The organism is Pseudovibrio denitrificans JCM 12308 (assembly GCF_001310815.1).
Classification (GTDB): domain Bacteria; phylum Pseudomonadota; class Alphaproteobacteria; order Rhizobiales; family Stappiaceae; genus Pseudovibrio; species Pseudovibrio denitrificans.
The window spans coordinates 25,092-50,454 of sequence record NZ_BAZK01000004.1 but is presented as its reverse complement, the minus strand read 5'-3'; the positions used below and the strand labels follow the sequence as shown (position 1 = coordinate 50,454).

Sequence of the window (25,363 nt, the reverse complement as noted above, 5' to 3'; positions counted from 1 at the left end):
GTGAAAGAGGCGTTAAAATAGCGTCATGACTGAGATTTTATGGACACGTCCTGAAGGTGAGTGCCTTGGCACTCTGGTGTTGGCTCATGGTGCGGGTGCGCCAATGGATGCCAATTTTATGAACCGGTTTGCGGAAGCGGCGGCGGCAAATGGTGTTGCTGTGGCGCGGTTTGAGTTTGGCTATATGGCTAAGCGTCGGGAAACAGGGAAGAAATCGCCTCCACCAAGAGCTGACAAGCTGATTGGTGAGTACCAAAAGGCTGTGCAGCTGATTTTGGAAAGTGCTGATGGGCCTGTACTGATTGGTGGGAAGTCCATGGGTGGGCGCGTTGCGGCGATGCTGGCGGGTGGTGAGAGCCTTCCGAAGCGGGTTCTGGGCGTTGTGTGTCTGGGCTATCCCTTTCATGCTATTGGGAAATCTGATCTGGCAGACTGGCGTATGGAGCCGCTGCAAAATGCGCAGCGTCCGATCTTCATTGCGCAGGGAGACCGGGATCAGATGGGGAACCAGAGCGAGGTGCAAGCTGTTGATCTTCCTGAGACAATCAGCATTGATTGGCTGGAGGATGGCAACCATGATCTGGCGCCGCGCGGGGCGTCTCCCGCGACCTGGAACGGTAATATCGAACAGTCTGCTGCGAAGACCGCCGAGTTCCTTAAGAGCCTGATAGCTTAAGCTTTTTTCTGCCCTGCGCTTTGTTGTGCAGGGCTTTTTTGTGTGAGGTTTAGACGTGAGTGATGTTGTTTGGACTGCTCGTCAGAGTGGCTGGGTTCCCAAGTCGGATGATGCGCGAACGCCTTATGATGTAGATTATGCCCGCATTGTTCACTCTCATGCCTTTCGCCGCCTGCAGGGGAAAACCCAAATCCTCAATCTGGGGGACAGCGACTTTTATCGCACGCGCCTGACCCACACACTGGAAGTGGCGCAGATTGCCTCCGGCATCACGCGGCAGTTTCGGGCCTTCTTCAAAGATCACCCGGCCTATGACTTCATCCCAGAAGAAAGCCTCGTTAAAACAATCAGCTATTGCCATGACATCGGCCATCCTCCGTTTGGGCACGGGGGTGAAGTGGCGCTGAACTACTGCATGCGGGAGAATGGTGGGTTTGAAGGCAACGGCCAGACCCTGCGCATTGTTTCACGTCTGGAGAAGATGTCTGCCAAGCATGGGGCGGATCTGACACGGCGGGCATTACTGGGCATGATGAAGTATCCGGTCGCGTTTTCCCGCGTGCATAATCCCGATTTATCCCCGCAGCTTAGTCCCAACACCTCGACGGTGAGCCTGATCGACAGGAAACGCTCAGCTCCGCCTAAGTGTTTTATGGATGGGGAACAAGAGATCGTCGATTGGGTGCTGGAGCCGCTCTCTGAGCAGGATCGCTCGCTGTTCTGCAGCTTTGCGCGTAAAGACGGTAAGCACGCGAAATCCCGTTTTAAATCATGGGATTGCTCCATCATGGATCTGGCTGATGACATCGCTTACGGGGTTCATGACTTTGAAGATGCGATTGCTTTGGGGCTGGTGCGAGAGGAGCAGTTCCGGGAGGATATCTCAAAAGAAGACTGTTCGGCATTCCTTGAAGATCTGGCTTCCAGCAATCCGGGTAAGTATTCAAAAGATCCCTATGAGCAGATGATTGCAGGGCTGTTTGGCAATGCCAATCGGCGAAAGCAGTTCATCGGTAAGCTGGTTCATTTCTTCATCGTGGCCGTTCAGATCAAGGAACAAGAAGCGTTCAGCGAGCCGCTTTTGAAGTACAAAGCTGTTCTGCCAGAAGGCCACGCGAAGGTTCTGGATGCACTGAAAGGCTTTGTCTTTAAACGGGTTATTCAGGCGCCGAACGTTCAGCATCTTGAGTTCAAAGGGCAAACCATGGTGGTTGCCGTTTTTGAGACGCTGATGAGCGAGCCGCAAGCGTTTTTGCCGGAAGATGTTTACGCGGACTTCAAAGAGGCTGAAGAGGGTTCACGGATCATCTGTGATTACGTTGCCAGCATGACAGACATGATGCTGCTGAAAACCTATGACCGGCTGTTCAGCCCGCGTATGGGGTCGATCTTTGATCGTGTTTAGCGGAATAATCCATTCAGTTTCAATGAGTTAAAGAAAAACGCTGCCAGAGGTTTTCTGACAGCGTTTTTTATTGCGTTCGTTTGCGTTATTTACGCTTTTCCTGAAAGGATTAGTCCTTGAACACCTTGTTGGCGTCCAGCTCATAATCCTTGGAGCAGAAGTCGCACTTGATGTGGACCGTACCTTCCGCTTTCATCTCAGCTTTGTCTGCATCAGAAAAGTTCTGCATCATGGCAGTGATTTTTTCTTCAGAGCAGGTGCACTTGTCTGCCATGCTCTGCGGGGAGAAGACGGATGCACCACGTTCGTGGAACAAACGGTAGAGCAGACCTTCAACGGTGAGGCTCGGATCGATGAGTTCGTCATCTTTCACGGTCTCAACCAGTGAGCGCGCTTCGACCCATGCGTCGTCTTCATCAACCTGATGAGCTTCGTGCCCTTCTGGCGCGTCACCCGGGTGGATGTCTGCCTGTCTCAGGCGATCCAGAGACTGTGGCAGGAACTGAACCATGATGCCGCCAGCAGCCCAGGAGTGCTCTGCACCCCCTTCTTCCGCTTTGGTCAGCACTTCAGCAACGCCGAGGCGTACGAATGTCGGGATCTGTTCGGACTTCTGGAAGTACTCATGCGCAGCTTCTTCCAGAGTGGTGCCGTTCAGAACCACGATTCCCTGGTAACGGCTGGTATGGGCGCCCTGATCGATGGTGAAGGCGAGATGGCCTTTGCCGAGCAGCTGGTCTGGCTTGAAGCCATCCTTGCTTGCGACTTCAGCAACCTTTGCCTCGTCAAACTGAGCCATAGCGCGCAGGCCATCAGGTGCGTTGAAGTCTACCACGAGCATGGAGACTGCACCGTCTGTCTGGGCTTGCAGGGTCAGGCGACCTTCGAACTTGAGGGTACTGCCAAGCATGGATGTCAGGACAATGGCCTCTGACAGCAGCTTGTTTACCGGCGCAGGGTACTTGTGCCGCGCCAGCATTGAGTTCAGCACCGGCCCCATATTGATAACCCGACCGCGAACGTCCAGTGCTTCAACAGCAAATGGAACGACAGCGTCAACGCCGGCGGCGGTCGGTTGAGCAGGTGTATTTGTCATCTTGTTCTTTTATCCTTGCGCATATCTTCAACTGAAGACCGGACAACCACTTTTCAGCGATATGCACTATGCTTGCGCATATCGTTACCTGAAAACCAGCAGCCACTTTTCAGCGATATGCTTTATCCTTGAGGCGATGCACCCATGCACCACGCCATAATGCCTTTTTGGGCGTGGAGTCGGTTTTCTGCCTCGTCGAATACCACAGAATGCGGGCCGTCGATCACCTCATTTGTCACTTCTTCCCCACGATGTGCAGGCAGGCAGTGCATAAACAGGGCTGAATCGTTGGCTTCACTCATCAGGCGTTCGTTCACCTGATAGGCAGCCAGCATGTTGTGACGGGTTTCAGCATCGCTGTCACCCATGGAAACCCAGCAGTCGGTGATAACACAATCACTGTTTTTAACAGCAGCAAACGGATCGTCTGTTACTGAAAGTTCAGCACCGGATGTATAGGCCTTTTCGATCCATTCAAGGGGTACTGTCAGTTCATTTGGTGCGGCAACGTTAATTTTGAAGTCAAATATGGATGCCGCTTCGATCCAGGAATAAAGAACGTTGTTGCTGTCACCCACCCAGGAAACGGTTTTACCCTTAATGCTTCCGCGGTGTTCTTCGAAGGTCATGATGTCTGCCATGATCTGGCAAGGATGTGAAATCTTAGTCAAACCATTGATGACCGGCACGGTTGCATATTCCGCCAGCTCTCTGACGGCATCATGGTCCAGCATGCGGATCATGATCATGTCGACGAAGCGGGACAGGACGCGGGCGGTGTCCGGAATGGACTCGCCACGACCAAGCTGCATTTCTGCACCGGTCAGCATCAGGGTTTCGCCGCCGAGCTCACGCATGCCCACATCAAAGGAGATGCGGGTTCTGGTGGATGGCTGTTCGAAGACCATGGCCAGCACTTTGCCTGCCAGAGGCCCCTGCCCGCGATGAACGCCATTGCGGGTGGATTTGATCTGCTTGGAGACATCCATGATGTGACGGAGTTCGTCACTTGAAAAATCACTGATATCGAGAAAGTGCTGTGGTTTTGTCAGTGTAGTCATTTGGCAGTCTCGGCAGTTTTCAGCTCGTTTTCCATGTCCGCAGCAGCGGCTTCAATTTTCTGGGCGAGCACGTCAATTTCTTCAGCGGTGATGGTCATTGGCGGCATAATGCGGAGCACGTTGTCTCCCGCACCAACCGGCAGCAAGCCATTATTACGCATGTGAACCAGCAGCTGGGTGTTTGGAACCTTACATTTGAGGCCAAGCATCAGGCCCTCACCGCGCACCAGCTCAAACACGTCGCCGTGCTGGTCTACAATGCAGGCAAGCTTTTGCTTCAGCATCAGGCCTTTTTCCTGAACAGCTTCCAGAAAGCCCGGCTCCAGAACGGTTTCCATAACAGCGGTGCCGACAGCCATCGCCAGCGGGTTGCCGCCGAATGTGGTGCCATGCACGCCCGGCACCATGCCACTGGCTGCTTCGTTGGTTGCGAGGAACGCCCCCATCGGGAAGCCACCGCCGATGCCTTTTGCAATCGCCATCAGGTCTGGTGCAACACCAGCCCATTCGTGGGCAAAGAGCTTGCCGGTACGACCAACGCCGGTCTGGATCTCGTCATAGATCAGCAGCAAGTCGTTTTCATCACAGATCTCACGCAGGCCTTTCAGGAAAGCCGGATCCATGGAGCGGATGCCGCCTTCGCCCTGAACAGGCTCCAGCATGATGGCTGCGGTTTCCGGGCCAACAATCTTTTTGACTGCTTCCAGATCGCCAGCTGGCACCTGATCAAAGCCTTCTGGTGCAGGACCGAAGCCTTCCAGATACTTTTGCTGACCACCAGCAGCCAGAGCTGCCATGGTTCTGCCGTGGAACGCATTTTCAAAGGTGATGATGCGGTTCTTTTCCGGGTTGCCCTTGGCAAAGTGGTAGCGACGCGCTGCCTTCATGGCACCTTCAGTTGCTTCCGTACCGGAGTTGGTAAAGAACACAACGTCAGCAAAGGTGTTGTCTGTCAGCAGCTTTGCGAGCTTCTCACCCTCTGGAATGGTGTAGAGGTTGGTGACGTGCCACAGCTTTTCAGCCTGAGACTTGAGCGCCTCAACGAGCTTTGGGTGCGCATGACCCAAGCCGGAGACGGCGATACCCGAGGCACAATCCATGTATCGTCGACCATCAGCCGCATAAAGCCAGACACCTTCCCCACGCTCAAACGCCAGGTCTGAACGTGCATAAGTCTGCATTAGCGACGAAGTCGTCATTTCTCACTCCTCATGGATTGAGCTCTGGGCTCAAAAATCTTGGTTGCTACAAAAACAAAAAACGCCATCTGGCGCTTCATTCAACACCCGAAGGTGTCCGGTTGTAAGGGAAGCGACATATAAACCGCGTTCCCTCAGGGCAGTCAATAACACGTATTGCCAGCAATACCTTACTCCTGTTCAGGAATGGGCAGCCGGCTTTTTGCTCTTCCTATCGGAGCATTCTGGTTGGTCTGCTACCTGAGGAAGGGCACATTGTGGCATTTTTAAATGGTGGAGTAGAGGTCTAATCCCCTCTTCACTGGCCAGTTTTTTTCCATATCTCTTAAGGTTTATTCAATACACCTCTAGCGTGTACCGCGTCATATGAAGGTGTCATTCGGTGAGTGCATCTGCACTGCAATTTGTAGTTTACTAGTGTTTTTTACTAGTTGTTTTTCAGTGGTAAATATATGTATTAAATATCAACGGGGTAACGCTATCAGCTCTTACTTTGTGTTGGAAAGAATGCGGTGGAACTTGGTTTAACAAACAGCTCCTATTCTTTAGATTGATAATCTTCTCCCACCACAAGAAGGCTGTTATAGGTAAGTAGTAGTACGGCAATTCTGGGGAAAACCAGAGTCTTCCCCACCTCAATTCTTTGAGGTTATTGCTCGTAGGAACGCCGATATAGTACTGTGCGATAAGAGTTATACACCATCTCGTAGTTACTGAACGCTGCAAGCACACACGCTCAGGTTAGCGGCAAATTCGGATACGTCCGAGCTGAGCGAATACTGTTTTGCGCGCCACTGAAGGAAGACGGGGGCCTTTAATGAGCTGGACAGCAGAACGTGTAGAGTTACTAACCAAGCTTTGGGCAGACGGGTTAAGCGCAAGCCAGATCGCTGGAGAACTAGGCAATGTGACCCGAAATGCCGTAATTGGTAAGGTTCACCGGCTCGGGCTTTCAGGGCGTGCTAAATCAGGGGGCGGTGCAACCAAGACGAGAAAGGCAACTGCCCCAGCGGCAAGAACAGCTTCTCCAATTAAACCAACAGTGACCGAAGCGGTCGCAGCAGCAGCTCCCTCTCCTACTCCTCGACAAGTTCAGCCAACAGTGGCAGGCGCCAACGCCCTTAAAGTTGAGCCAATTGAAACGATCGAGACCGAAATCGCTCCCGTCCCAGTCGCAGAAATCTTTATTCCGGTTTCCGAACGCGCATCCATCCTGACATTGAACGAACGCACCTGTAAGTGGCCAATTGGCGATCCGGGTTCTGAAGACTTCTACTTCTGCGGTCGTCAATCGGATGCAGGCACACCGTATTGCGCGCATCACCGCAGCATTGCCTATCAGCCAGTCAGCGACCGCCGCAACCGCCGCGCCAGCTAAGACAGACTGACAGCAAGCGTTATGAGCCGGGTCCAGTACCCGGCTTTTTGCTGTCTGGATGCCTGTAATGTAACGACTATCCGCCTGTGACTGCGTTTAGTGCTTCTGAGCGCTGAAGGTTTGGCGGGTGACATTGCCCCAGTACGGGTCGTTGTAGCTGTCTTCCTGATAGTGGCCTGAAGTGTAGTCATTCACCACTGCGCGCCAGAAGGCAGTGGCGTGGTCAGCCCCTTCGATCTGCTTGATCTGCCAGTTACCGGGCATCTGATCAAACAGCGCGCTGGCGAACTGCAGGCCTAGCTTGTGTCGTCGGTAGTAAGGTACAACGTAGAATTCGCAGACTTCGAACTCTGCGTGCTCATCCTGCTTGATGGCCGCCAGTCCTGCCGGAAGGTCGTCGCTGTACACCAGATAGCCGGTGATATTGCCTTCCAGCAGCGTGTCCTTAGCGAACAGACCGTTGGCGTCGGCTTGTTTGTGCGTGAGAGGCGAGAACTCTGCCTCATAAGCCTGGCAGAGATTGTCGTAGATATGAGCGGTTGCTCTATCAACCGTCTTGATTTTCATTTGTTATCCGCATTGTTTTTAGTCTGCACCTCCGGATCAGAGATGCAGTTTCACAATGCGCATATAGCAGAAATCGATTACCCGACAGCAAACTGGTCGTTGAAAGCGTATCCGGCGCCGCGGACGGTGCGGATTGGGTCTTTCATGCGGCCTTTGTTGATGGCTTTGCGCAGGCGGCCCACATGGACGTCGACAGTGCGTTCATCCACGTAAACATCGTGTCCCCACACGCCGTCGAGCAGTTGCTCGCGGGAGTAGACGCGGCCTGGGGCGCTCATGAGGAACTCCAGCAGGCGGAATTCGGTTGGGCCTAGGTGGATTTCGCGGCCAGTTCTGCGGACGCGGTGGGTTTCGCGGTCGAGCTCAATGTCGCCGGACTTGAGCATGGTGGAGACAACTTCTGGCAATGCACGGCGGAAGATCGCTCGCACGCGGGCCATAAGCTCCGGAATGGAGAAAGGTTTGACGACGTAATCATCGGCTCCGGTTGCCAGCCCACGGATGCGTTCGGACTCTTCCCCACGCGCTGTGAGCATGATGATTGGCATGCGTTCGGTTTCTGAACGTGCCCGAAGACGGCGGCAAAGCTCGATACCGGAGAGGCCGGGCAGCATCCAGTCCAGCAAGAGCAGGTCCGGCTGACTTTCCTGCAGCAGGAGTTCTGCCTCATCTCCTCTTGCGCATACGTCGACATTGTAGCCTTCCGCTTCGAGGTTGTATCTCAGCAGCAGGCTTAAGGGTTCTTCGTCTTCTACAATCAGTATCTTAGGCATACCCTAGTGCTCTCTTTGCACCTTCTGTTATAAAGCAGTTTACCGTCATCACTGTGCATGTAAACCACTTTAACCTTTTGTAGTTGCGTCTTTTCTTATCAGAAACGCGAAGCCGCCCTCTGATTTGACGCATGAAGTGCCGCGTAATGAACCCGACACTCCAAACCTTGTTCAACGTGTTCACCTTCCGGGCTTGCAGCGTCCCGGAGAGCGGCACGTCTCAGACAGCGCTGCTGTCTGCCAGTTCGTCCGTTTTTGGGCGATCAGCCGGAAGCTGATTTCCGGAGATCATGTAGTAGATGTTCTCGGCAATGTTGGTCGCATGGTCACCGATGCGCTCAATGTTCTTTGCGCAGAACAGCAGGTGGGCGCACATGGTGATGGAGCGTGGATCTTCCATCATGTAGGTGAGTAGCTGACGGAACAGGCTGGTATACAGCGCATCGACCTCATCATCGCGCAGATGCACGCGCTGAACGACTTCCAGATCACCAGAGGTGTAAGCATCGAGAACCGCTTTGAGCTGTTCCAACGCCAGATCGGACATATGCTCCACACCAACAGCAAGCTGTTTGTTGTTGAACTCACTCTCGATTGCCAGTGTCCGCTTGGCGATGTTCTTGGCCATGTCGCCAACACGCTCCAGATCGTTGGAGATGCGCATAGCGGCGATGATGTCGCGCAGGTCGCTTGCCATTGGCTGGCGGCGTGCAATCACGGAGATGCACAGCTCTTCCAGCTCGGCCTGCATGTTGTCGAGGCGTCTGTCCGCCGCAATGGTGCGGGTTGCGAGCTCGCGGTCCTGTCTCAGTAGTGCGCTGACGGCGTCATGTACCAGCGTTTCTGCGAGGCCGCCCATTTCGACGACACGACCGGCCAGCTCTTTCAGTTCTTCATTGAAGGACGAGACGATATGATCTTTCATCGGATGATCTCCTTAGACCTCCTTGCCTATTATTCTTAACCGAAACGGCCAGTGATGTAATCCTGCGTGCGCTGGTCTTTGGGGTTGGTGAAGATGTCGTTGGTCAGACCCTCTTCCACCAGTGTTCCTAAGTGGAAGAATGCAGTGCGCTGCGAAACACGCGCCGCCTGCTGCATGGAGTGGGTTACGATCACGATGGTGTAGTTCTGGCGCAGTTCGTCGATCAGCTCTTCCACTTTTGCGGTGGCGATCGGGTCGAGCGCGGAACATGGCTCATCCATCAGGATCACTTCCGGAGACACTGCGATTGCGCGCGCGATGCACAAACGCTGCTGCTGACCACCGGAGAGGCCGGTTCCCGGCTCATCCAGACGGTCTTTCACTTCCTCAAACAGACCGGCGCGCTGCAGGGAGCTGGCGACGATCTCTTCCAGATCGGCCTTGCTTTGTGCCAGACCGTGAATGCGTGGGCCGTAAGCCACGTTCTCGAAGATGGACTTCGGGAACGGGTTTGGCTTCTGGAACACCATGCCAACACGGGCCCGCAGTTCCACCACATCAATGCGTGGGTCATAGACATCATCGTTGTCGAGAAGGATATCACCTTCCACGCGGCAGATGTCGATGGTGTCGTTCATGCGGTTGAGGCAGCGCAGGAAGGTGGACTTGCCGCAACCGGACGGGCCGATCAGTGCGGTCACCTGATTTTTGCGCACATCCAGATCCACGCCATGCAGAGCCTGCTTGTCGCCGTAAAACACTTTTACATCACGGCCACGCATTTTGAGCGTTTCGCCTTCAGCGGATACGGCTGGAGGGGCACTTATTGTTGTATCCATTGCACTCTCGGTGTCTGTGGTCATTTCCAATGCCATGATCTTGCCTTTCAAATCACCAGCGGCGCTCAAAACGTTTACGTAGGACGATTGCGATTGCATTCATCGAGATCAGGAAGCCGAGCAGCACCATGATCGCGGCAGAGGTTTTCTGCTGGAAGGCCGGTTCGGGGAAGTCTGCCCACATGAAGATCTGAACCGGCAGCACGGTCGATGGATCAACCGGGTTTGCCGGGATGTCGACGATGAAAGCCACCATACCGATCATGAGAAGCGGTGCGGTTTCGCCCAGAGCCTGCGCCATGCCGATGATGGTTCCTGTCAGGATGCCCGGCATTGCCAGTGGCAGCACATGGTGGAACACAGCCTGCAAGCGAGAAGCTCCAACACCCAGTGCAGCTTCGCGGATGCTTGGCGGCACAGCCTGAAGCGCTGCGCGGGAGGCGATGATGATGGTTGGCAGGGTCATAAGCGCCAGCACCATACCGCCGACGACCGGCGCGGATCTCGGCAATCCGAAGACGTTGAGGAACACCGCCAGACCGAGCAGACCGAAGACAATGGATGGAACCGCTGCCAGGTTGTTGATGTTCACCTCAATCAGGTGGGTCCAGCGGTTCTTAGGCGCGAACTCTTCCAGATAAATCGCAGCGGCCACACCAATCGGGAACGACAGAGACAAGGTAACGAGCATGGTCCAGAAGGAACCAACAGCTGCGCCCCAGATACCAGCCATCTCAGGCTCACGGCTTGCACCGGATTTGAAGAAGATGGAGTTCCACTGGTTCTCGATGGTGCCTTTGGAGACCAGATAGTCCGTGTAGGCGATTTCTTTGTCGGAGAACTTACGGAAGCTTTCCGGTGTTTCCAACTCTTCAACGCCCCACTGGCCAGCAGCGACGGCTGCATCGGAGCTGAGCGGGATGAAGGCGGTGCCGGAGACGCTGGTTGGCGTTACTTTCTCCGCTTTGATGGTGCCGCCATTCACGTTCACAAAGAAGCTTGGCATCTTGTTGTTGAGCGTGCCGCCATTTTCAATATTGGCGAGATGGCCTTGCAATACTGCCAGTTCAGCTTTTCGGGTTTCCAGAGTGGACTTGATTTTCTCAAGCGCTTCTCTGTTGCTCTCAACTTCAGCAGTCAGACGCTGTACGACCAGCGGATCTTTTTCACTTTTCAGGCGGGTTTCGAGGCCTGTGATCTTGGTGTTGACGCTGACTTCAGAACGGCCACGGGCTTCAATCTTGTCAGAAAGCAGTGTGACTTCGTTCTCGTAGTAAGACTTGAGCGCCGCGATGAGCGCACCGAACTCCGGTTTCTCGGCGGTGATGGTCACCTGCCCTTCGGTTCCGGAAACAGTTGCTGCGCTTGTTGTGGTGATCTCGTTTTTCTGCGTGATCAGGCCTTTGACATAAAGGTCAGCAAAGTCAGAGAGTGGGATGGCGACCGGGCCAGTTCCACCCAACATGGATGTGTCGGCGACCACCTGCTTTTGCAGGATGACGTTGGCGCCGGAGGACACCAGCGAGTACAGCACGCGGCGGTTTTTGCGGTCGGATGCAAATGGCAGCTCAGCCTTCAGACCATCGCGGATGATCTTATTGTAGCTGGCGCCTGCCGGATTGGCAGGATCAACCTTTTCAGAACTCAGGTTTAGCGGCACGCTCACGTAGTTGTAGGTGAAGGCTGGCAAGCCAGTGCCGACAATTGTGAAGAGCAGCAGAACCAGAAAGGTTGCGGCCATTGCAATAGCACCGATGCCGTAAGCCTTGAAGCGCGCTTCCATGCTGTAGCGCTTTTTCAGGCGCTTGCGAGCTTCGTCTGTCGTATGGACGCCGGAAGGAATGCCTTTGACACGTCCGCCAATTGCGGAACCGGCAGTGTCCTGAGCGATATCAATCATACTGTTCCCTATATTTCTTCACGACGCGCAGAGCGAAGATGTTCAGAGCAAGTGTGATGCAGAAGAGGAGAAGACCGAGAGCAAATGCTGCGAGTGTTTTCGCGCTGTCAAACTCCTGGTCACCGACCAGCAAGGTGACGATCTGCACGGTCACGGTTGTTACTGCTTCCAGTGGGTTCACTGTCATGTTGGCGGCAAGGCCTGCTGCCATCACCACGATCATGGTTTCGCCAATGGCGCGGGAGATGGCGAGGATCAGCGCCGAGACGATGCCCGGCAGGGCTGCCGGCAGAACCACACGGCGGATGGTTTCGGACTTGGTTGCCCCAAGGCCCGCAGAGCCATCACGCAGAGACTGAGGCACCGCGTTGATCACATCATCAGAAAGGGAGGAGACGAACGGGATGATCATGATGCCCATGACAAGGCCAGCGGCCAGTGCACTTTCTGAGCTGACTGACAGGCCGATGCTTTCGCCCCATCCACGAATGAACGGTGCCACGGTGAGCGCAGCGAAGAAGCCGTAGACCACTGTTGGGATACCAGCCAGAATTTCCAATACCGGCTTTGCGATGGCGCGCACTGGTGTGCTTGCATAGTCAGAGAGGTAAATCGCTGAGAGCAAGCCGATTGGTGCGGCCACGATGATCGCGATTGCGGTGATCAGCATGGTGCCGACCAGAAGCGGGATTGCGCCGAAGATCTTGGTGTTTGCTTCGCCGTGTTCTGCACCTGCGCCTTCAAACGCGCTTTGCGGGCTCCAGTGGGTGCCGAAGACAAAGTCCAGAATTGGGATCTGGCGGAAGAACATCAGGCTTTCAAAGATCAGTGAGAGCACGATGCCGATGGTGGTGAAGATCGCAACAGCAGAACACAGGATCAGCAATCCCATGACGGTGCGCTCTACAAAATGGCGAGCCCGCATTGTGGGGCGAATGGCACGGTTGCCGTACCAAAGGCCGCCAAGCACGAGGCCAACCATGAGAACTGATTTAAGCACAAAGGAGGTTTGAGCGAGCGAGGCGAACACCTCAGCAGCTTGCTCCTTGCCAGCATCGGAGAAGGCAACAATGCCGCCGAATGCGATAGCACGGGCATCGCGCAGGAATGCCTGAAGTTCTGGTTTGGATAGTCCTTCAATCACCTCGGCGTTGGCGCTGATGACCATCATGTCCAGCATGCGCGGCTCAACGACTGCCCATGCAATCAGGAGCACAAATGCCGGAAGTGTGGACAGGATTGCCAGATACCCACCGTGGTAAGTTGGCCGGGAGTGAAGCACGGAAAGCTGGTGACCAGCGACCTGCAGAGCCCGGAAGCGTCCATAGACGTTAGCGGCTACGAAGACCAGTAGAAGAAGGGCAGCGTAAGTCCAGAACATTTGATTGCGTCGCCTTATTGGGCTCTTCTGTCAGAGCGTATTTCTGCCTGCAGATCAGGCTTGTTATGCGGAAACACGCTGCAACTGTTATAGCGAATTCATGGTGTTTGTTTGGAAGCACCCGAATGCGCTGTCGACCTTTTGCGGATGCGTGAAAGCGGCCAGCTGAGGTGCTGACCGCTCTCTGATTTTTTGCAATTAGAATGCAAGTGGTGTCAGAGCTGATGCAGACTTGGAAACTGATGCGCGGTCAGCTGCTGGCAGTGGGATCAGACCTTTGTCTGCCAGGTAACCTTCGTCGCCCCAGGTGTCTTCGTTGGTGAACTCAGCCAGGTATTCTGCGATGCCTGGGATGACGCCAACGTGCTCTTTCTTGATGTAGAAGAACAGGGAACGGGCCACTGGGTAGTCACCAGCTGCGATCGCATCAAAAGTAGGAGCAACACCGTTGATGTTTGCGCCCTGCATTTTGTCAGCGTTCTGGTCGAGGAAGGAGAAGCCGAAGATGCCGAGTGCGTTCGGGTTTGCTTCCAGCTTCTGAACGATCAGGTTGTCGTTCTCGCCTGCTTCGATGTAAGCACCGTCTTCACGAACTTCGTGACATGCTTTTTTCTTCAGGCCGAGTTCTGCAGCGCCAGCAACTTTCTTACAGCCACCCTGCATTGCCAGCTCAGCGAATGCGTCACGAGTGCCGGATGTTGGAGGAGGACCGAGAACTTCGATCTTGGTGTTTGGCAGAGATGGGTCGATGTCGGACCACTTCTGGTATGGGTTTGCAACCAGCTTGCCGTCGACTGGGACTTCTTTGGCCAGAGCCAGGAACACCTGATCAAGGGTCAGGTCCAGCTGAGCGCCCGCTTTGGAGTTTGCCAGAACGATACCGTCGAAACCTACAGTGACTTCAACCGGGGTTACGCCAGCCTCATTACACTTAACCAGCTCCTTTGCCTTCATGCGGCGGGAAGCGTTGGTGATGTCAGGTGTGTTTTCGCCAACGCCTTCACAGAAGAGCTTGATGCCGCCACCAGAACCAGTGGATTCGACAACTGGTGTTTTGAAGTTTGTTTTCTGACCAAACTGCTCAGCTACTGCTGTTGCAAATGGGAAAACAGTGGAGGAACCAACGATCTGAATCTGATCACGAGCCTGTGCGGAACCTGCAGCAATGGTACCTGCGAGAGCGAGCGCTGCGACGCTTGCGAATGCCTTGATTTTCACCTGAAGTCTCCTGAGAGTCTTGGTTTTAAAACTGATTAATTACGTTCACCTCACAGCGCCCCGGCTGTGAGCTGGCTGTAACCTAGCGTTTGGCTGTGATGGTTATATGAACGTTGAGTATCAGTTTTATGACATCGCAAGATATTGATTTTGCTACATATTTTTAATCGAGTTCATTTTCGTCATAAATAACGGCACCGGGTATGAACACACGGAAGCAGGCGCCTTCATCTGGCTTACTCTCGATCTCCAGGCGGGCTCTGTGGCGAGTGAGAATGTGTTTTACGATGGCCAGACCGAGGCCTGTGCCCTTCATCTGACGGGAGGTGACCACGTCAACCCGATAGAAACGCTCGGTTAATCGCGGCAGGTGCTCCGGATCGATGCCCGGGCCGTAATCACGAACCTCTGCGATCCAGTGCGGTGTCTCGGTGGAATCAGGGTCCGGGCGGCATGTGACATCGACTCGGCCACCGCTGGAGCCGTATTTCAGGGCGTTTTCGACCAGATTGTTGAAGACCTGCACCAGCTCGTCGTTCTCACCGCGAATCTCTGCAGGTTCATCGGGCACTGTCACATTCAGCTCGACGCCGTTTTCCTTGGCGACGGGCAGAAGCGATTCCACGGAGTGGCGCATAATCAGGCCGAGGTCCACGAGGGTTTCGGGCTGGACGTGCACTTTCATCTCGATGCGGGACAGAGACAGCAGATCATCAATGAGGCGGCGCATGCGCTCTGCCTGATCCAGCATGATGCCGAGGAACTGGTCCTGAGCCTTCGGGTCGCCCTTCGCTGGTCCCTGCAGGGTTTCAATGAAGCCTGTGAGGGATGCGAGCGGTGTGCGCAGCTCGTGGGAGGCGTTGGCGACAAAGTCGGCGCGCATACGCTCCAGACGACGGGCTTCGGTCAGGTCGCGGATGACGACGAGGATCAGGCCCGGACGTCCGCGAGGAACGGCGAGGTTTCCGCTGGAGACAGACCAGAGCGGCGCAATGTGCGCTTCAAGCCAGAGTTCCATTGGCACCTTCTCGGACCAGTCAATGACTTCTGTGGAACCGCCATTGGAGACACGGTCCAGCGCTTCCAGCAGGGAAGGTGCTCGGATGCGGAAGGACAGAGGGTCGCCCACCGCGATGGTGCCGAAGCGGCGCTGTGCGGCGAGGTTCACGTACTGGGTGGTACCGCGGTAGTCGACGACGAAACACGGATCCGGCAGTGCGTTGACGGCGGACTTCATGCCGCGATCCACGATCTCGCTGGCTTCCTTGCGGCTGACACCGCTTGGCGCTTTGACCTTGGTGCGGCTTTTCATGCCACCGCCAATGACCAGAATGAAGATGAGCGCGTATGCGAAGAAGGAGGCCCAGACAGGCACCTGAAAGGCAATAGAGAAGACAGCAAAAATGCCTGCGGCGGCCAGAAGGATCCAGCGTACATCGACGGTTTTGCGATAAATCGCCTGCCTGTTGAGACCCAGTCTCAACGGCTCCTGATTTACCTGCTTTTCTTCCTTGTCAGTATCCAGGGACATACGTGCCACTCTCTAAACGCCGCTGCGCGTTTACGTTGTTTTTTCTTTCAGACTGACCGAGAATTTAACAGGGTCAGCATGACATTCTCGCGACGGCGGCTGCTCATTTTTGCAATTTCCCCACAAGGAGACGTAGCGAAACCAAGGATCTTGGAGGTTCGGTCCACTCAGGAAATAGCGTAGATCCACTCAGACATTTTCGACGCATTGGCGCGGTTATATATTTAGCAGGTTTAACAAATCAAGCAGAAGAGAAGCTGAGGAATAATAATTAATCGGCAAAGCTTCATTTGAAGCAGGTTCAACGTCACGCAACTCTCATCTTTTGCGTTTAGAGCTCAATTGATGCGAAGTGTCATCTCTCTCTTACCTTTGGTAATTGTATTTAAATGGCCTGCGCCTTTAAATAGGTACTGCGGACGGACCTGAGAGCGAAGGCAATTTGCTTGCCGGGGAAGACTTTAGGGCACGGAACGAAGGGCTGATGATGGAAGAGATTCTGGAAAAACTGGAAGCAGCAATTTCGCAGGAAAACTGGCCAGAAGCAGAGAAGTATATTCTTCTCATGCTGGAAGAAGACGAGACCAACCCGAGCCTCTGGTACAATCTGGGCCTTGTTCGTCGCCGCGCCGGCAACAATGCTCAAGCCCTTGAGAACTTTGAGAAGACACTGGAGTTTTCACCGCAGCACCAAGGCGCAATGTTTGAGCGGGCTGCGGCTTGTCTGGACATGGAAGATTTCAACACCGCCCTGAATGACTTCGCCGAGTACACAGCCGCCTACCCCGATGACGGAGACGGATTGCTGAATCTGGCGCGCATTGCGCTTCACATGGAAGTGCCGGATCTTGCGTTGCAGGCGTTCCAGAAGCGGGCTGAGATTGAGAATGATGCGGAGAACATTCTGGGTGCTGCCGAGGCCATGCAGATGATGGGGGATGAAGAAGGTATCAGTATGCTGCGGCGCCTGTTTGCCAACAACCCACCTGTGCGTCCTGAACTTTTGAAGATTATGAGCCAGGGCTCCTTTGGCCGTGTGCCGCTCAACTCAAAGGCTATGCTGCCCTAGAGATTAGAAGCCCCCTCACCTTTACGCTTCCACGGAGCGCTTGGCCCGAACAGACTTGCGGTAGTGCCCCGGCTCTGCCTGCAGCTTGTTTTGCGTGTCCAGATGGGTTTCGAACTCAGCCTCATCCATCGGCGCACAATCCAGCTCCATTGCTTCTCGCTTGAACGGGAAAGCCTGTGCGATTGGGGTGCCAGCTTTGAGTGTGCCTTCAAACTCCGCGTTCTTCCAGAGTGCCGGGAAGTGCACAAAACCACCTTTGAAGCGGTCACAGTCCACCACACCAGCCAGCGTTCTGAAGGGTAGTTCTTCACGATTGAGGGGATGGGTGAAGAGCAGTGAGATGCCCTCCGGCGCTTCGATGCTCCAGAAGTTGTTGAGCTTGATGATGAAGTCGCCCGGGTTCGTGCCCAGCGGAGCCCCGGTTGCCTGTTCCGGCACATGCAGGCCGATGGGGGATCGGGTTTGCTGTGCTTTGGGCGAGACCGGTTTGGGCCAGTGCCACGAAAACTCACCGTCTTTGACTGTCACATCGCAGGGCAACTTGAAGAGGATGCCCGTAGAGAAAACGTCAATGATGGGTGGGCAGTGTTTGAGGGTGCGCACCTGTTCGTTACCCAGCAGCTCACTTTCCACGGTCGAAGGGATGTCCTTCAACCATTCCGGAAGCGCTGATTTTGCCTCAACCGGCTCTGGAATATGGCCATGAAGTTCTGGCAGGCAACGGAACTTGAGCTTCATGAGGGCTCCTAAATGCATAGTTTCATTGGAGAACCGGCACCGCTTTGAGCGAGGTGCCTAGATCTTCACAATGGCGGTTTTCAGCTTGTTCAGGCAGTAGGCCCATCCGGCGCTGGAGTTCATGGCGCGCAGGTACTCCCGCCAGCCGTCTCCGTAGCGCTCAAAGTGACTATGCACCAGTTTGAGCTGGGTGCCACCCTCAACATCTGAAAACTGAATTGTCACGATGCCAGCCTTTTGCGGGTCTTCAATGAGCAGGCGTTTGGGAGAGATCTGCCAGGCAAGGACGATCTTGCTACCCTCTTCCAGCTCCTGAATGGTACCCCAGTGCAGGCGCCTGCCATCTTCCACGTCTTCAAAGCACGAGCCGCCCACCAGCGGCTCTATGCCTAAAACCCCGTCCGGGGAGAACCTGTATTCCGCAGGCCACCAGGCATCAATTTTCTCCAGAAAACACACATAGGCGCTTTGAGCAGAGGCAGGCAGAAGCACCTCTGCCTTGCACAATGAAAATTGCTCCAAGACACCCATTTCGCCTGATGTCATTGCTTCCCCCCAAAATAGTTCTGTCAGCCGCGTCCCTTCCTGCGGCTTGCCATCACATAGACTGTAGCAGCAATTATCGTAATTGCTACAAAGAGAACACCGATGACATTGATGACAGGGGATATACCAAAGCGCATGCGCGCGCCAATCTCTGTCACAAGGGTCCAGCTTGGGCCGATGGCAAAGAAGGTGGTGTTGTAATTCTCAATGGACTGCAAAAACGCGATGGCGGATGCGGTCAAAATGGTGGGCATCAAGAAGGGCAACGTGATCCGGCGGAACACGAAGAACGAGGACGCCCCCAAGTCCAGCGCTGCTTCTTCCAGCACGATATCTTGACGCTGCAAGCGGGCCATGAACATGAGCATGCAGTAGGAGGCGATGAAGCTGGACTGGGCGATGGTGGCCGTGAACAGGCCGCCTTCCACGCCAAATGCATCCCGCCAGAAGATGAGCGTGGTTGCGCCAAGTACAATGCCCGGTGTGAGCATGGGCGAGACCAGAACGGTGTAGAGGAAGGTTGTTGCCTGAGACTGCAGGCGGGTGAGCAGCAATGCGCCTGCAAGGCCCAGCGGATGGAGATGATAATCACGCCCACCGCAATGATAAGCGAATGGACAAGACCATCAATGAAACGCTGATCCTGCGGCAAAGCGCGGAACCAATCCAGCGTGAAGCCCTGCCAGTCAATGACCGAAGGTGTTGGCGCTGAGTTGAAGGCTGCGATCACCATGAAGATCATCGGCAGGAACATATAGGCGAAGAAAATCACCAGATAGCCGTTGAGGACGGCGGACGCCCAATCAATTGGAGTTTTAGCTGTTTCTGTCACGCCGGTACTTTCAAGAGTTGTTGCCGTCATTTCGCGATATCCCGGATACCGACGCGGAAGACCCACATATTAAACAGAATAAAGACGATACAGGCCACCAGAAGTGCCAGTGAATAAGCAGCGCCCTGGTTCCAGCTGTCAGCCTCAAAGAAGCGGCGGTAGATCACCTGACTAAACCAGTCTGGGTGCAGACCACGACCCACGGCACTTGGAACTGCGATGGAACCGGCTGAGAGCATGAAGGTCATGATCGCGCCAACGGCAATGCCCGGTTTGGCGTGCGGCAAGACCACGCGCCAGTGGATGCGCCATGTAGAGGCCCCAAGATCGCGGGCCGCTTCGATCTGGTTTTTGTCCAGCGTGTCGATGGTGTTGTAGATCGGGAAGACCATGAACAGCACGTAGGCATAGACCATCACCGTAAAGACTGCGCCGTTTGAGGCGACAAAGCGGAAGCCCTCACCTGCTTCCAGATTAATGATGCCCAACAGATCGAGCAGTCCATTTAAGATGCCTTGCTTCTCCAGGATCATGATCCACGAGAAGATGCGCAACAGCTCGTTGATCGCATAGGGGATCAGCAGGCCAATCATCAGGATAGCAAGTTTGTTGCGGCTGGTTGTTGTGGCGACAGCGTAAGCCACCGGGTAACACATGATGAACGCCAGAATGGTGACGCAAAGCGCATAGGCGATGGTTGCCAGGAAGATCTGGAAGTGGATCGAACTCATCATCGTGAAATTTTTGAGAGAGTACGAAGTATCCAGTCCAACACTTTCGCTGGTGGCTTTCTCTTCGGCTTCCAGTGTGGCGATCTTTGCTTCCAGCTCGCCTTTTCTGGCAAGAAGCGGTTCTACTTCAGCTTCGATTTCAGCAATCGTGCGGGTCGCGCTTGTTGCCCCGCCAGACGATGGTGCTCCGAACGGGTTCAGGCCGGTGGTGTCATTGCCGGAAGGTTCTGCAAATGGATTGAGGCCGGTGGCATCGTTTGACGGCGCCGGGCTTTCCTCTGCAAATGGGTTTAGACCAGATGCTCCGCCAGGGGTGGAGGGTTCTGGTGTGGCAAACGGGTTGAGAGAGGAGGCGCCGTCCTGCGGTTTGGCTGTTGCCTCCCCTGCATTGACAGCATCTTTTTCTGCGTCCAGCTCTTCCAGCGAAGTGTTGATCTGGAACACTTCTTCATAGGCCCGATCAATTTCCAGCGCCAGTGTGGCCGCTGCACCGCCCCTGTCTTCGTAGGTGAAGGCACGCTCGATCATGGAAAACTGAGGCAGGACGATGAGGAGCACGATCCAGAGTGCTGCCAGCCCCATGAAAAGAGCCGTGAGCCCTTTGCCGTAACTTTTGATCAGACTATTCACTGGCCAGCTCTCCTGGACGCATCACAACAGCATCCTGTGCTGCGAACCAGAGGTTCTGATCAGAGCCGAGTGGCTGGTGTGTTTTCTCCACGTTGGTGACATGGACTGCGATTGGCTGATCCCCTGCCCGCATATGCAGGTTCACAAACGGTCCTTCCAGATCGCGGCGTTCCAGCTTTGCAGAGAGGCCATTTTGCTGGCCGTCCTTTTCTTCCAGCGTGACGCGTTCCGGGCGAACGAACAGGATGGCCTCCTCCCCTTCGTTCAAGCCATGTGCGTTCTGGCCGAACAGCTTGCCTTGGGAGGTTTCCAGAACGGCAAAGTCACCTTCTTTGCCAACGACCTTGCCCTTGAAGACGTTCTGCTCACCCACAAAGCTGGCGACGAATGGGGTGACAGGATGGGCGTAGATTTCGTCAGAGGTGGCGACCTGTTCCACCACGCCGTGGTTCATGACGGCGACACGGTCTGACATGGTGAGCGCCTCACCCTGATCGTGGGTGATGTAGATGAAGGTGACGCCGGTTTTACGCTGCAGTTCTTTCAGCTCAGCGCGCATATGTTGGCGCAGCTTTAGGTCCAGCGCGGAAAGCGGCTCGTCAAGCAGGAGCACGGATGGCTCAACTGCGAGAGCACGGGCAATGGCAACGCGCTGACGCTGACCGCCGGACAGTTCGGTTGGCAGTTTATCGCCCTGCCCGTCCAGCGCGACGAGGGATAGGAGCTCCTGCGCTTTTTCGTGGCGGATCTTTTTGGAAATGCCGCGTGCTTCCAGACCGAAGGCGATGTTGTCTCGTACGCTCATGAGCGGGAAGAGCGCGAGGTTCTGGAAGATCAGAGCGGTGGGTCTGGCATTGGCTCGAATGCCGGACATGTCTTTGTCGCCAATGACGACGCGGCCCTGAGAGGGACTGAGGAAGCCGGAGATCATGCGCAGGATGGTTGTTTTTCCGCAGCCGGACGGGCCGAGGATAGAGAAAAACTCACCAGCATTGATTTTGAGGTTCGTGGGCTGAACGGCGACAAAATCGCCAAATCTCATGGAGAGGTTTTCAAGAATTACATCATTGCCATGCATGAAGGGCCTATTGCTTTATCTTATGGTTTTCAGGGATGGAAACCTGAGGTTTTCCGCTCGGCTTCTGGCCGTACCAGAGCGCAGTTCCTTCCTTGCAAACTACTGGGCTTGTGCCGCCGCTGCGATTGCAAGCTGATATGCAAAGCGCGGCTGATGCCGCGCTTTGCTGTCAACGCCGCTAGGCGTTGGTGATCTTGTCCACGTACTCCTGACGAAGCGGTGCAAACCACGGCGTGTCAGCCGGGTACCACCACAGGTTCGCCAGGGTGTCGTTGTTGTAGATCTCCAGGAACTGCTTCTTGTAGGTTTCGCCTGCATGGTTTGCGGCACCCACAACAGCGGAGTTGTAGCCGGTGTTTGCGCTGAACATGCCAGCCATTTCCGGATCAAGCATGGCGTTGATGAACGCATAGGCCTGCTCAGTGTTTTCAGCACCGCTTGGAATGCCCATGGAGTCCATCCAGGTCATGCCGCCTTCTTTTGGCATGCGGTACTTCCACTTTGCATCTTCACGGCTGAGCAGCAGGCCAGTGGTGTCCCATGTCTGGCCGATGGACGCGCCTGCCTGTTTGAAGGCATTTGTTGCTTCGGTTGCGTTGTTCCAGAACGCTGCGATGTTTTCTTTGCGTTCGATGATGAACTTGGCCACTTCATCCCAGACGCGGCGGGCGTCTTCTTCGGTCTTGTACACGTCGAGCATGCGGTTGGATTTCACCTTGCCGATTGCATCGAGGTACAGGCCTGTGCCGATCAGAGCGGATTTCTGACGGAATGCAGCCTTGCCTTTGGCTTCCGGAGCCCAGAGAGAGCCGAAGGAGACTTCGTCGTTTGAGAGCGGGAAGACTGTGCTGTCGAAGGTGATAGCTTCTGTGCCCCAGTCGAATGGCAGCAACATGCGCTTGCCGCGGTAGGTACCGCCGAGCTTTACACTGTCGCGCAGCATGGATGGCACAACAGCATCCACCTTGAGCTTGCTTTCGTCCAGAGGGGCCAGCAGGTCATCCGGGTAGTAGTTCGCGCCGTTGGTGATGGACGGGAAGATCACGTCAAAGCCTTTGCCGCCAGCTGCTTTCAGCTTCTGCTCAGCTTCATCGTTGGAGCCGAAGGTGGACAGGTTGATCTTGATCCCTGTGTCACCTTCAAACTTCTTGATCATGTTGTCCTGAACGTAGTCGCCCCATGCGAACACATTCACCTGACCTGAAGATGCCAGCGCATCAGAGGCCTTCAAAATTGCAGGAGCAGCAACAGCAGCGGCGGACGCTGCAGCAGTGCCTTTCAGTACTGAACGACGAGAGATAGACATTAACGGGCCCTCAAGAGACTAAGAAATTCTAATAGCAACCAAGGTGCGATGCAGAGATTCGACACCTCTCTGGTTCCATCACCTAGGCAGCTAACTGCAACCTGTGACAGACCCATGACAATTTACGTATATTAACTTATCGAGCGTAGCTCATTATTAGCGAGCTACGCAATATTGTATTTGTATTTCTATAAGTTGAGCGAAAAACTCTAGGTAATTTCAATCTGTTATTTATTTGGCAAACTAAAAAAGGGAGCGCCTTTTGGGGCACTCCCTTTTCATTGTCGAAGTCTACAGGCTCTTTCAGGCGCTGACATGCTCCCTTTGCCGGCGGCGACGCATGACGACGCCGTAGTGCGGCGCGAACAACATGGCAAGCACCTGCTGCAGACCAGCGACAACAGCAATCATACCGGCAGCGGAGACGGAGAACTCATAGCCCAACAGGCCCGGACCGAAGGCTGCAAGTAGGTAACCGAACAGGCCAGCGGACAGGGATGCAATGCCTGAGATGAAGAGCTGGGTCTTTAGGTTATCGGTCAGCATGCGCGCTGTGGCAGCCGGGCAGATGAACATGGCAATCACGAGGATTGAGCCCACTGCGCTGAACGCTGCAACTGCTGCAATGGCGACCATCACGATGAGTGAGAGGCCGAGCCATTTTGGCGAGAAGCCGAGGCTGGCGGAGAGCAGCGGGTCGAAGCTGGAGATCTTCAGCTCTTTGAAGAACAGCACGATGAAGCCGATCACCAACAAATTGACGATGAACAGCTGCTTGATGCTCTCCGGCAGGGTCGACAGTGCCTGCCAGTTCCAAAGATCAGAGAGGGTGTAAGCATCCAGCCAGATGGCGCTTTCCAGATTGCCATATAGAGCGTGCTCTACATCCAAGTGGACGCCTGCTGTTCCGGTTTGCTCCAGAATGACAACGCCAGCTGCGAACATGGTGGTGAAGACCACACCCATGGCAGCGCCGGGTTCTACATTGCCGATGCGGCGGATGAGCTCGATAAGCAGCACGGCGAAGATGGCAGCAATCCCTGCCCCGATCATCATGGCCCAGGAACCGGTCTCATGAGAGAACAGGAAGCCGAGCACGATACCGGGAAGCACCACGTGGGAGATCGCATCACCCATGAGCGCCTGTTTGCGCAGGACGAGGAAGTTGCCGAGCAGACCGCAGGCCAGCGCTGCCAGAGAGCCCAGCAGGATGCTTGGGAGGTCAAATTGCAGGAAGATATCCATCAGTTTGCTCCTCCTTTACCGCTTTCTTCAGGGTGCACCACATGGGGGCTGAGTTCCTGCTCCAGCACCTTAACGGTGTCAGCAGGCAGGACTTCGCCGATTGGTTTCAGGGACCAGTCAGCCAGCGCATGGGACTCTTCCGGATGCATTTCCCGGTAGAGGTTCCAGAGCTTCTGATCACGCTCGATCAGGCGTGCTTCTGACTGGCCTTTCACGGTCGGTTGGCCGTCTCCGCTCATAAAGCCGCCTCTGCGCAGGATGGAGCGGGTCAGCGGTTCGAGCACCGGCTCGTTGTGCGCGATGGCGAGCAAGCCCTGACGCAGGTGCACGATGCGCTGGAAGCGGTAATGCTTGAGCGCTGCGGCGAGCACACCGCGAACGGGCGAGACAAGGAGGGAAACCACAAAGAAGCTGAAGAGCACCAGCACGATCAAACCGCCGGTTGGCATGTTTGGTGCGCTGGCTGAGAGAGCAGCTCCAATGTAGCTTCCCGAGGCGCCAATTCCTGCTGCAATGGCAACCAACACCGGCACGCGGTCTGTCCAGAAACGGGCAGCCACAGGCGGGATGATGGCCAGAGCGATGATGAGCACGAGGCCAACGGTTTTGAGGCCGATTACCACGATGCCGAGAAGCAAGAGAAGAAGAGTACGGTCGAGCCAGCGGACGTTGTAACCACTGGCTGCTGCAAAGCCTTCATCAAAGCAAAGCAGCGAGAATTCTTTCATGCGCAGCACAACGGCAAGGCCAACGAGGGCTGCAGCCACTGCGATTGTCAGCGCTTCGGACTTGAGCATGCCGGAGGTTGCGCCGAGGAGGAAGCCCTCCAGACCCGCCTGCCCTGAGATGGACATGGACTGGATGATGGTCAGAAGGACCATACCGACTGCAAAGAAGGTGGAGAGCACAGTGCCGATGGCAGCATCTTCTGTGAGGCGGGTGTGGGTTTTGATCCAGTCCACGGCCAGCACGCCGATACCAGCAGACAGCGCTGCGCCGAACAGGAGCACCGGGAGGGATCGGCCTGAGCCGAAGTAGACTTGCGCAATGATAAAAGCGAGCGCTACGCCGGGAAGCGTCGCGTGGCTGACCGCATCAGAGACCAGCGTGCGTTTTCTGAGCAAAACAAAAACGCCGATTGCGCCGCTGGCCGCGCCCAGGAGGGCAGCGCCGATGCAGACCAGTGCTGTGTTATAGCCTGCAGACAGAGTGAGGGCGGCAAAGAACTGTTCCATGGCT

At 55.1% G+C, this 25,363-nt stretch carries 23 protein-coding genes and 2 pseudogenes; 5 read left to right on the top strand and 20 right to left on the bottom strand.

The window, feature by feature from the left end:
* Positions 1-25 precede the first annotated feature (25 nt).
* Positions 26-676, top strand: a complete 651-nt coding sequence (locus tag JCM12308_RS05600) for an alpha/beta family hydrolase (RefSeq protein WP_054783111.1) — start codon at positions 26-28, stop codon at positions 674-676.
* Positions 677-731: 55 nt separating this feature from the next.
* On the top strand, positions 732-2,081 hold the full coding sequence (locus JCM12308_RS05595) for an anti-phage deoxyguanosine triphosphatase (RefSeq protein WP_054783110.1): 1,350 nt from the start codon (positions 732-734) through the stop codon (positions 2,079-2,081).
* Between the two features lie 109 nt (positions 2,082-2,190).
* Here JCM12308_RS05595 and JCM12308_RS05590 read toward each other — a convergent pair whose 3' ends face one another.
* The 3 genes from JCM12308_RS05590 to JCM12308_RS05580 all read right to left on the bottom strand — a co-directional run bounded on the left by JCM12308_RS05590 (position 2,191) and on the right by JCM12308_RS05580 (position 5,437).
* Complete coding sequence (locus JCM12308_RS05590) at positions 2,191-3,177, bottom strand: Hsp33 family molecular chaperone (protein ID WP_008549972.1); 987 nt, start codon at positions 3,175-3,177, stop codon at positions 2,191-2,193.
* Between the two features lie 122 nt (positions 3,178-3,299).
* Positions 3,300-4,238: an ornithine carbamoyltransferase gene (gene argF / locus JCM12308_RS05585; RefSeq protein ID WP_054783109.1), complete on the bottom strand. Its 939-nt coding sequence runs from the start codon at positions 4,236-4,238 to the stop codon at positions 3,300-3,302.
* Positions 4,235-5,437 (bottom strand): aspartate aminotransferase family protein, encoded by a 1,203-nt coding sequence (locus JCM12308_RS05580; protein ID WP_083417075.1) that lies wholly within the window; start codon positions 5,435-5,437, stop codon positions 4,235-4,237. Before JCM12308_RS05580 ends, argF begins: the two co-directional genes overlap by 4 nt.
* Before the next feature lie 817 nt (positions 5,438-6,254).
* Between JCM12308_RS05580 and JCM12308_RS05575 the strand changes: the two genes are divergently transcribed.
* Positions 6,255-6,815, top strand: a complete 561-nt coding sequence (locus tag JCM12308_RS05575; RefSeq protein ID WP_008549984.1) for a GcrA family cell cycle regulator — start codon at positions 6,255-6,257, stop codon at positions 6,813-6,815.
* 96 nt (positions 6,816-6,911) lie between these two features.
* On the opposite strand, the gene JCM12308_RS05570 is transcribed toward JCM12308_RS05575, so the two are convergent.
* The 9 genes and pseudogenes from JCM12308_RS05570 to JCM12308_RS05535 form a co-directional block, all read right to left on the bottom strand.
* On the bottom strand, positions 6,912-7,382 hold the full coding sequence (locus JCM12308_RS05570) for a GNAT family N-acetyltransferase (RefSeq protein ID WP_054783108.1): 471 nt from the start codon (positions 7,380-7,382) through the stop codon (positions 6,912-6,914).
* Between the two features lie 77 nt (positions 7,383-7,459).
* Entirely contained in the window at positions 7,460-8,155 is a 696-nt protein-coding gene (gene phoB / locus JCM12308_RS05565; protein WP_008549923.1) for a phosphate regulon transcriptional regulator PhoB, read from the bottom strand.
* Between the two features lie 220 nt (positions 8,156-8,375).
* Positions 8,376-9,080 (bottom strand): phosphate signaling complex protein PhoU, encoded by a 705-nt coding sequence (gene phoU, locus JCM12308_RS05560; protein WP_008549853.1) that lies wholly within the window; start codon positions 9,078-9,080, stop codon positions 8,376-8,378.
* A gap of 35 nt (positions 9,081-9,115) precedes the next feature.
* On the bottom strand, positions 9,116-9,919 hold the full coding sequence (pstB, locus tag JCM12308_RS05555; protein WP_050773927.1) for a phosphate ABC transporter ATP-binding protein PstB: 804 nt from the start codon (positions 9,917-9,919) through the stop codon (positions 9,116-9,118).
* Between the two features lie 52 nt (positions 9,920-9,971).
* A pseudogene (gene pstA / locus JCM12308_RS32715) lies at positions 9,972-10,682 on the bottom strand (phosphate ABC transporter permease PstA); the annotation flags it as partial.
* A 633-nt stretch (positions 10,683-11,315) separates the two neighbouring features.
* Positions 11,316-11,819, bottom strand: a pseudogene (locus JCM12308_RS32710) (DUF3333 domain-containing protein); the annotation flags it as partial.
* Positions 11,812-13,200, bottom strand: coding sequence for a phosphate ABC transporter permease subunit PstC (pstC, locus tag JCM12308_RS05545; protein ID WP_054783106.1), 1,389 nt, complete (start codon positions 13,198-13,200; stop codon positions 11,812-11,814). The pseudogene JCM12308_RS32710 and the gene pstC, both read right to left, overlap by 8 nt.
* Before the next feature lie 198 nt (positions 13,201-13,398).
* Positions 13,399-14,418 carry a PstS family phosphate ABC transporter substrate-binding protein gene (locus JCM12308_RS05540; RefSeq protein ID WP_054783105.1) on the bottom strand — a complete coding sequence of 340 codons (1,020 nt, stop codon included), beginning with the start codon at positions 14,416-14,418 and terminating at the stop codon, positions 13,399-13,401.
* 163 nt (positions 14,419-14,581) lie between these two features.
* The gene (locus JCM12308_RS05535; RefSeq protein WP_054783104.1) at positions 14,582-15,949 is read right to left on the bottom strand and encodes an ATP-binding protein; all 1,368 of its coding nucleotides are present in this window, start codon (positions 15,947-15,949) and stop codon (positions 14,582-14,584) included.
* Between the two features lie 484 nt (positions 15,950-16,433).
* Here JCM12308_RS05535 and JCM12308_RS05530 point away from each other — a divergent pair, with 484 nt between their 5' ends.
* A complete protein-coding gene (locus JCM12308_RS05530; protein WP_037036960.1) occupies positions 16,434-17,018 on the top strand; it encodes a tetratricopeptide repeat protein in 585 nt (194 codons plus the stop codon).
* Positions 17,019-17,039: 21 nt separating this feature from the next.
* Here the strand turns inward: JCM12308_RS05530 and JCM12308_RS05525 are convergent, their stop codons facing one another.
* Genes JCM12308_RS05525 through JCM12308_RS31320 form a run of 3 tightly spaced genes read right to left on the bottom strand, consistent with a single transcriptional unit; the run spans position 17,040 to position 18,856 of the window.
* Complete coding sequence (locus JCM12308_RS05525) at positions 17,040-17,756, bottom strand: hypothetical protein (protein WP_054783103.1); 717 nt, start codon at positions 17,754-17,756, stop codon at positions 17,040-17,042.
* Between the two features lie 57 nt (positions 17,757-17,813).
* On the bottom strand, positions 17,814-18,302 hold the full coding sequence (locus JCM12308_RS05520) for an SRPBCC family protein (RefSeq protein ID WP_008549934.1): 489 nt from the start codon (positions 18,300-18,302) through the stop codon (positions 17,814-17,816).
* A 23-nt stretch (positions 18,303-18,325) separates the two neighbouring features.
* Positions 18,326-18,856, bottom strand: a complete 531-nt coding sequence (locus JCM12308_RS31320; protein WP_244271837.1) for an ABC transporter permease — start codon at positions 18,854-18,856, stop codon at positions 18,326-18,328.
* On the opposite strand from JCM12308_RS31320, the gene JCM12308_RS31315 reads away from it, so the two are divergent.
* The gene (locus JCM12308_RS31315; RefSeq protein ID WP_244271836.1) at positions 18,856-19,014 is read left to right on the top strand and encodes a hypothetical protein; all 159 of its coding nucleotides are present in this window, start codon (positions 18,856-18,858) and stop codon (positions 19,012-19,014) included. The genes JCM12308_RS31320 and JCM12308_RS31315 overlap by 1 nt on opposite strands.
* A gap of 146 nt (positions 19,015-19,160) precedes the next feature.
* On the opposite strand, the gene JCM12308_RS05510 is transcribed toward JCM12308_RS31315, so the two are convergent.
* The 5 genes from JCM12308_RS05510 to JCM12308_RS05490 form a co-directional block, all read right to left on the bottom strand.
* On the bottom strand, positions 19,161-20,495 hold the full coding sequence (locus tag JCM12308_RS05510) for an ABC transporter permease subunit (RefSeq protein WP_208609072.1): 1,335 nt from the start codon (positions 20,493-20,495) through the stop codon (positions 19,161-19,163).
* Positions 20,488-21,573, bottom strand: coding sequence for an ABC transporter ATP-binding protein (locus JCM12308_RS05505; RefSeq protein WP_054783102.1), 1,086 nt, complete (start codon positions 21,571-21,573; stop codon positions 20,488-20,490). Before JCM12308_RS05505 ends, JCM12308_RS05510 begins: the two co-directional genes overlap by 8 nt.
* Positions 21,574-21,751: 178 nt before the next feature.
* On the bottom strand, positions 21,752-22,879 hold the full coding sequence (locus tag JCM12308_RS05500; protein WP_008549908.1) for an extracellular solute-binding protein: 1,128 nt from the start codon (positions 22,877-22,879) through the stop codon (positions 21,752-21,754).
* 303 nt (positions 22,880-23,182) lie between these two features.
* Complete coding sequence (locus JCM12308_RS05495; protein ID WP_054783101.1) at positions 23,183-24,124, bottom strand: metal ABC transporter permease; 942 nt, start codon at positions 24,122-24,124, stop codon at positions 23,183-23,185.
* Positions 24,124-25,359, bottom strand: coding sequence for a metal ABC transporter permease (locus tag JCM12308_RS05490; RefSeq protein WP_054783100.1), 1,236 nt, complete (start codon positions 25,357-25,359; stop codon positions 24,124-24,126). The genes JCM12308_RS05495 and JCM12308_RS05490 overlap by 1 nt, the downstream gene beginning before the upstream one ends.
* Between the last annotated feature and the right edge of the window lie 4 nt (positions 25,360-25,363).

Coding starts and splice junctions, on each gene's coding strand:
- JCM12308_RS05600 (WP_054783111.1), top strand. CDS start 26: ATGACTGAGATTTTATGGACACGTCCTGAAGGTGAGTGCCTTGGCACT.
- JCM12308_RS05590 (WP_008549972.1), bottom strand. CDS start 3,177: ATGACAAATACACCTGCTCAACCGACCGCCGCCGGCGTTGACGCTGTC.
- argF (WP_054783109.1), bottom strand. CDS start 4,238: ATGACTACACTGACAAAACCACAGCACTTTCTCGATATCAGTGATTTT.
- JCM12308_RS05580 (WP_083417075.1), bottom strand. CDS start 5,437: ATGACGACTTCGTCGCTAATGCAGACTTATGCACGTTCAGACCTGGCG.
- JCM12308_RS05575 (WP_008549984.1), top strand. CDS start 6,255: ATGAGCTGGACAGCAGAACGTGTAGAGTTACTAACCAAGCTTTGGGCA.
- JCM12308_RS05570 (WP_054783108.1), bottom strand. CDS start 7,382: ATGAAAATCAAGACGGTTGATAGAGCAACCGCTCATATCTACGACAAT.
- phoB (WP_008549923.1), bottom strand. CDS start 8,155: ATGCCTAAGATACTGATTGTAGAAGACGAAGAACCCTTAAGCCTGCTG.
- phoU (WP_008549853.1), bottom strand. CDS start 9,080: ATGAAAGATCATATCGTCTCGTCCTTCAATGAAGAACTGAAAGAGCTG.
- pstB (WP_050773927.1), bottom strand. CDS start 9,919: ATGGATACAACAATAAGTGCCCCTCCAGCCGTATCCGCTGAAGGCGAA.
- pstC (WP_054783106.1), bottom strand. CDS start 13,200: ATGTTCTGGACTTACGCTGCCCTTCTTCTACTGGTCTTCGTAGCCGCT.
- JCM12308_RS05535 (WP_054783104.1), bottom strand. CDS start 15,949: ATGTCCCTGGATACTGACAAGGAAGAAAAGCAGGTAAATCAGGAGCCG.
- JCM12308_RS05530 (WP_037036960.1), top strand. CDS start 16,434: ATGATGGAAGAGATTCTGGAAAAACTGGAAGCAGCAATTTCGCAGGAA.
- JCM12308_RS05525 (WP_054783103.1), bottom strand. CDS start 17,756: ATGAAGCTCAAGTTCCGTTGCCTGCCAGAACTTCATGGCCATATTCCA.
- JCM12308_RS05520 (WP_008549934.1), bottom strand. CDS start 18,302: ATGACATCAGGCGAAATGGGTGTCTTGGAGCAATTTTCATTGTGCAAG.
- JCM12308_RS31315 (WP_244271836.1), top strand. CDS start 18,856: ATGCGCCTGCAAGGCCCAGCGGATGGAGATGATAATCACGCCCACCGC.
- JCM12308_RS05505 (WP_054783102.1), bottom strand. CDS start 21,573: ATGCATGGCAATGATGTAATTCTTGAAAACCTCTCCATGAGATTTGGC.
- JCM12308_RS05500 (WP_008549908.1), bottom strand. CDS start 22,879: ATGTCTATCTCTCGTCGTTCAGTACTGAAAGGCACTGCTGCAGCGTCC.
- JCM12308_RS05495 (WP_054783101.1), bottom strand. CDS start 24,124: ATGGATATCTTCCTGCAATTTGACCTCCCAAGCATCCTGCTGGGCTCT.
- JCM12308_RS05490 (WP_054783100.1), bottom strand. CDS start 25,359: ATGGAACAGTTCTTTGCCGCCCTCACTCTGTCTGCAGGCTATAACACA.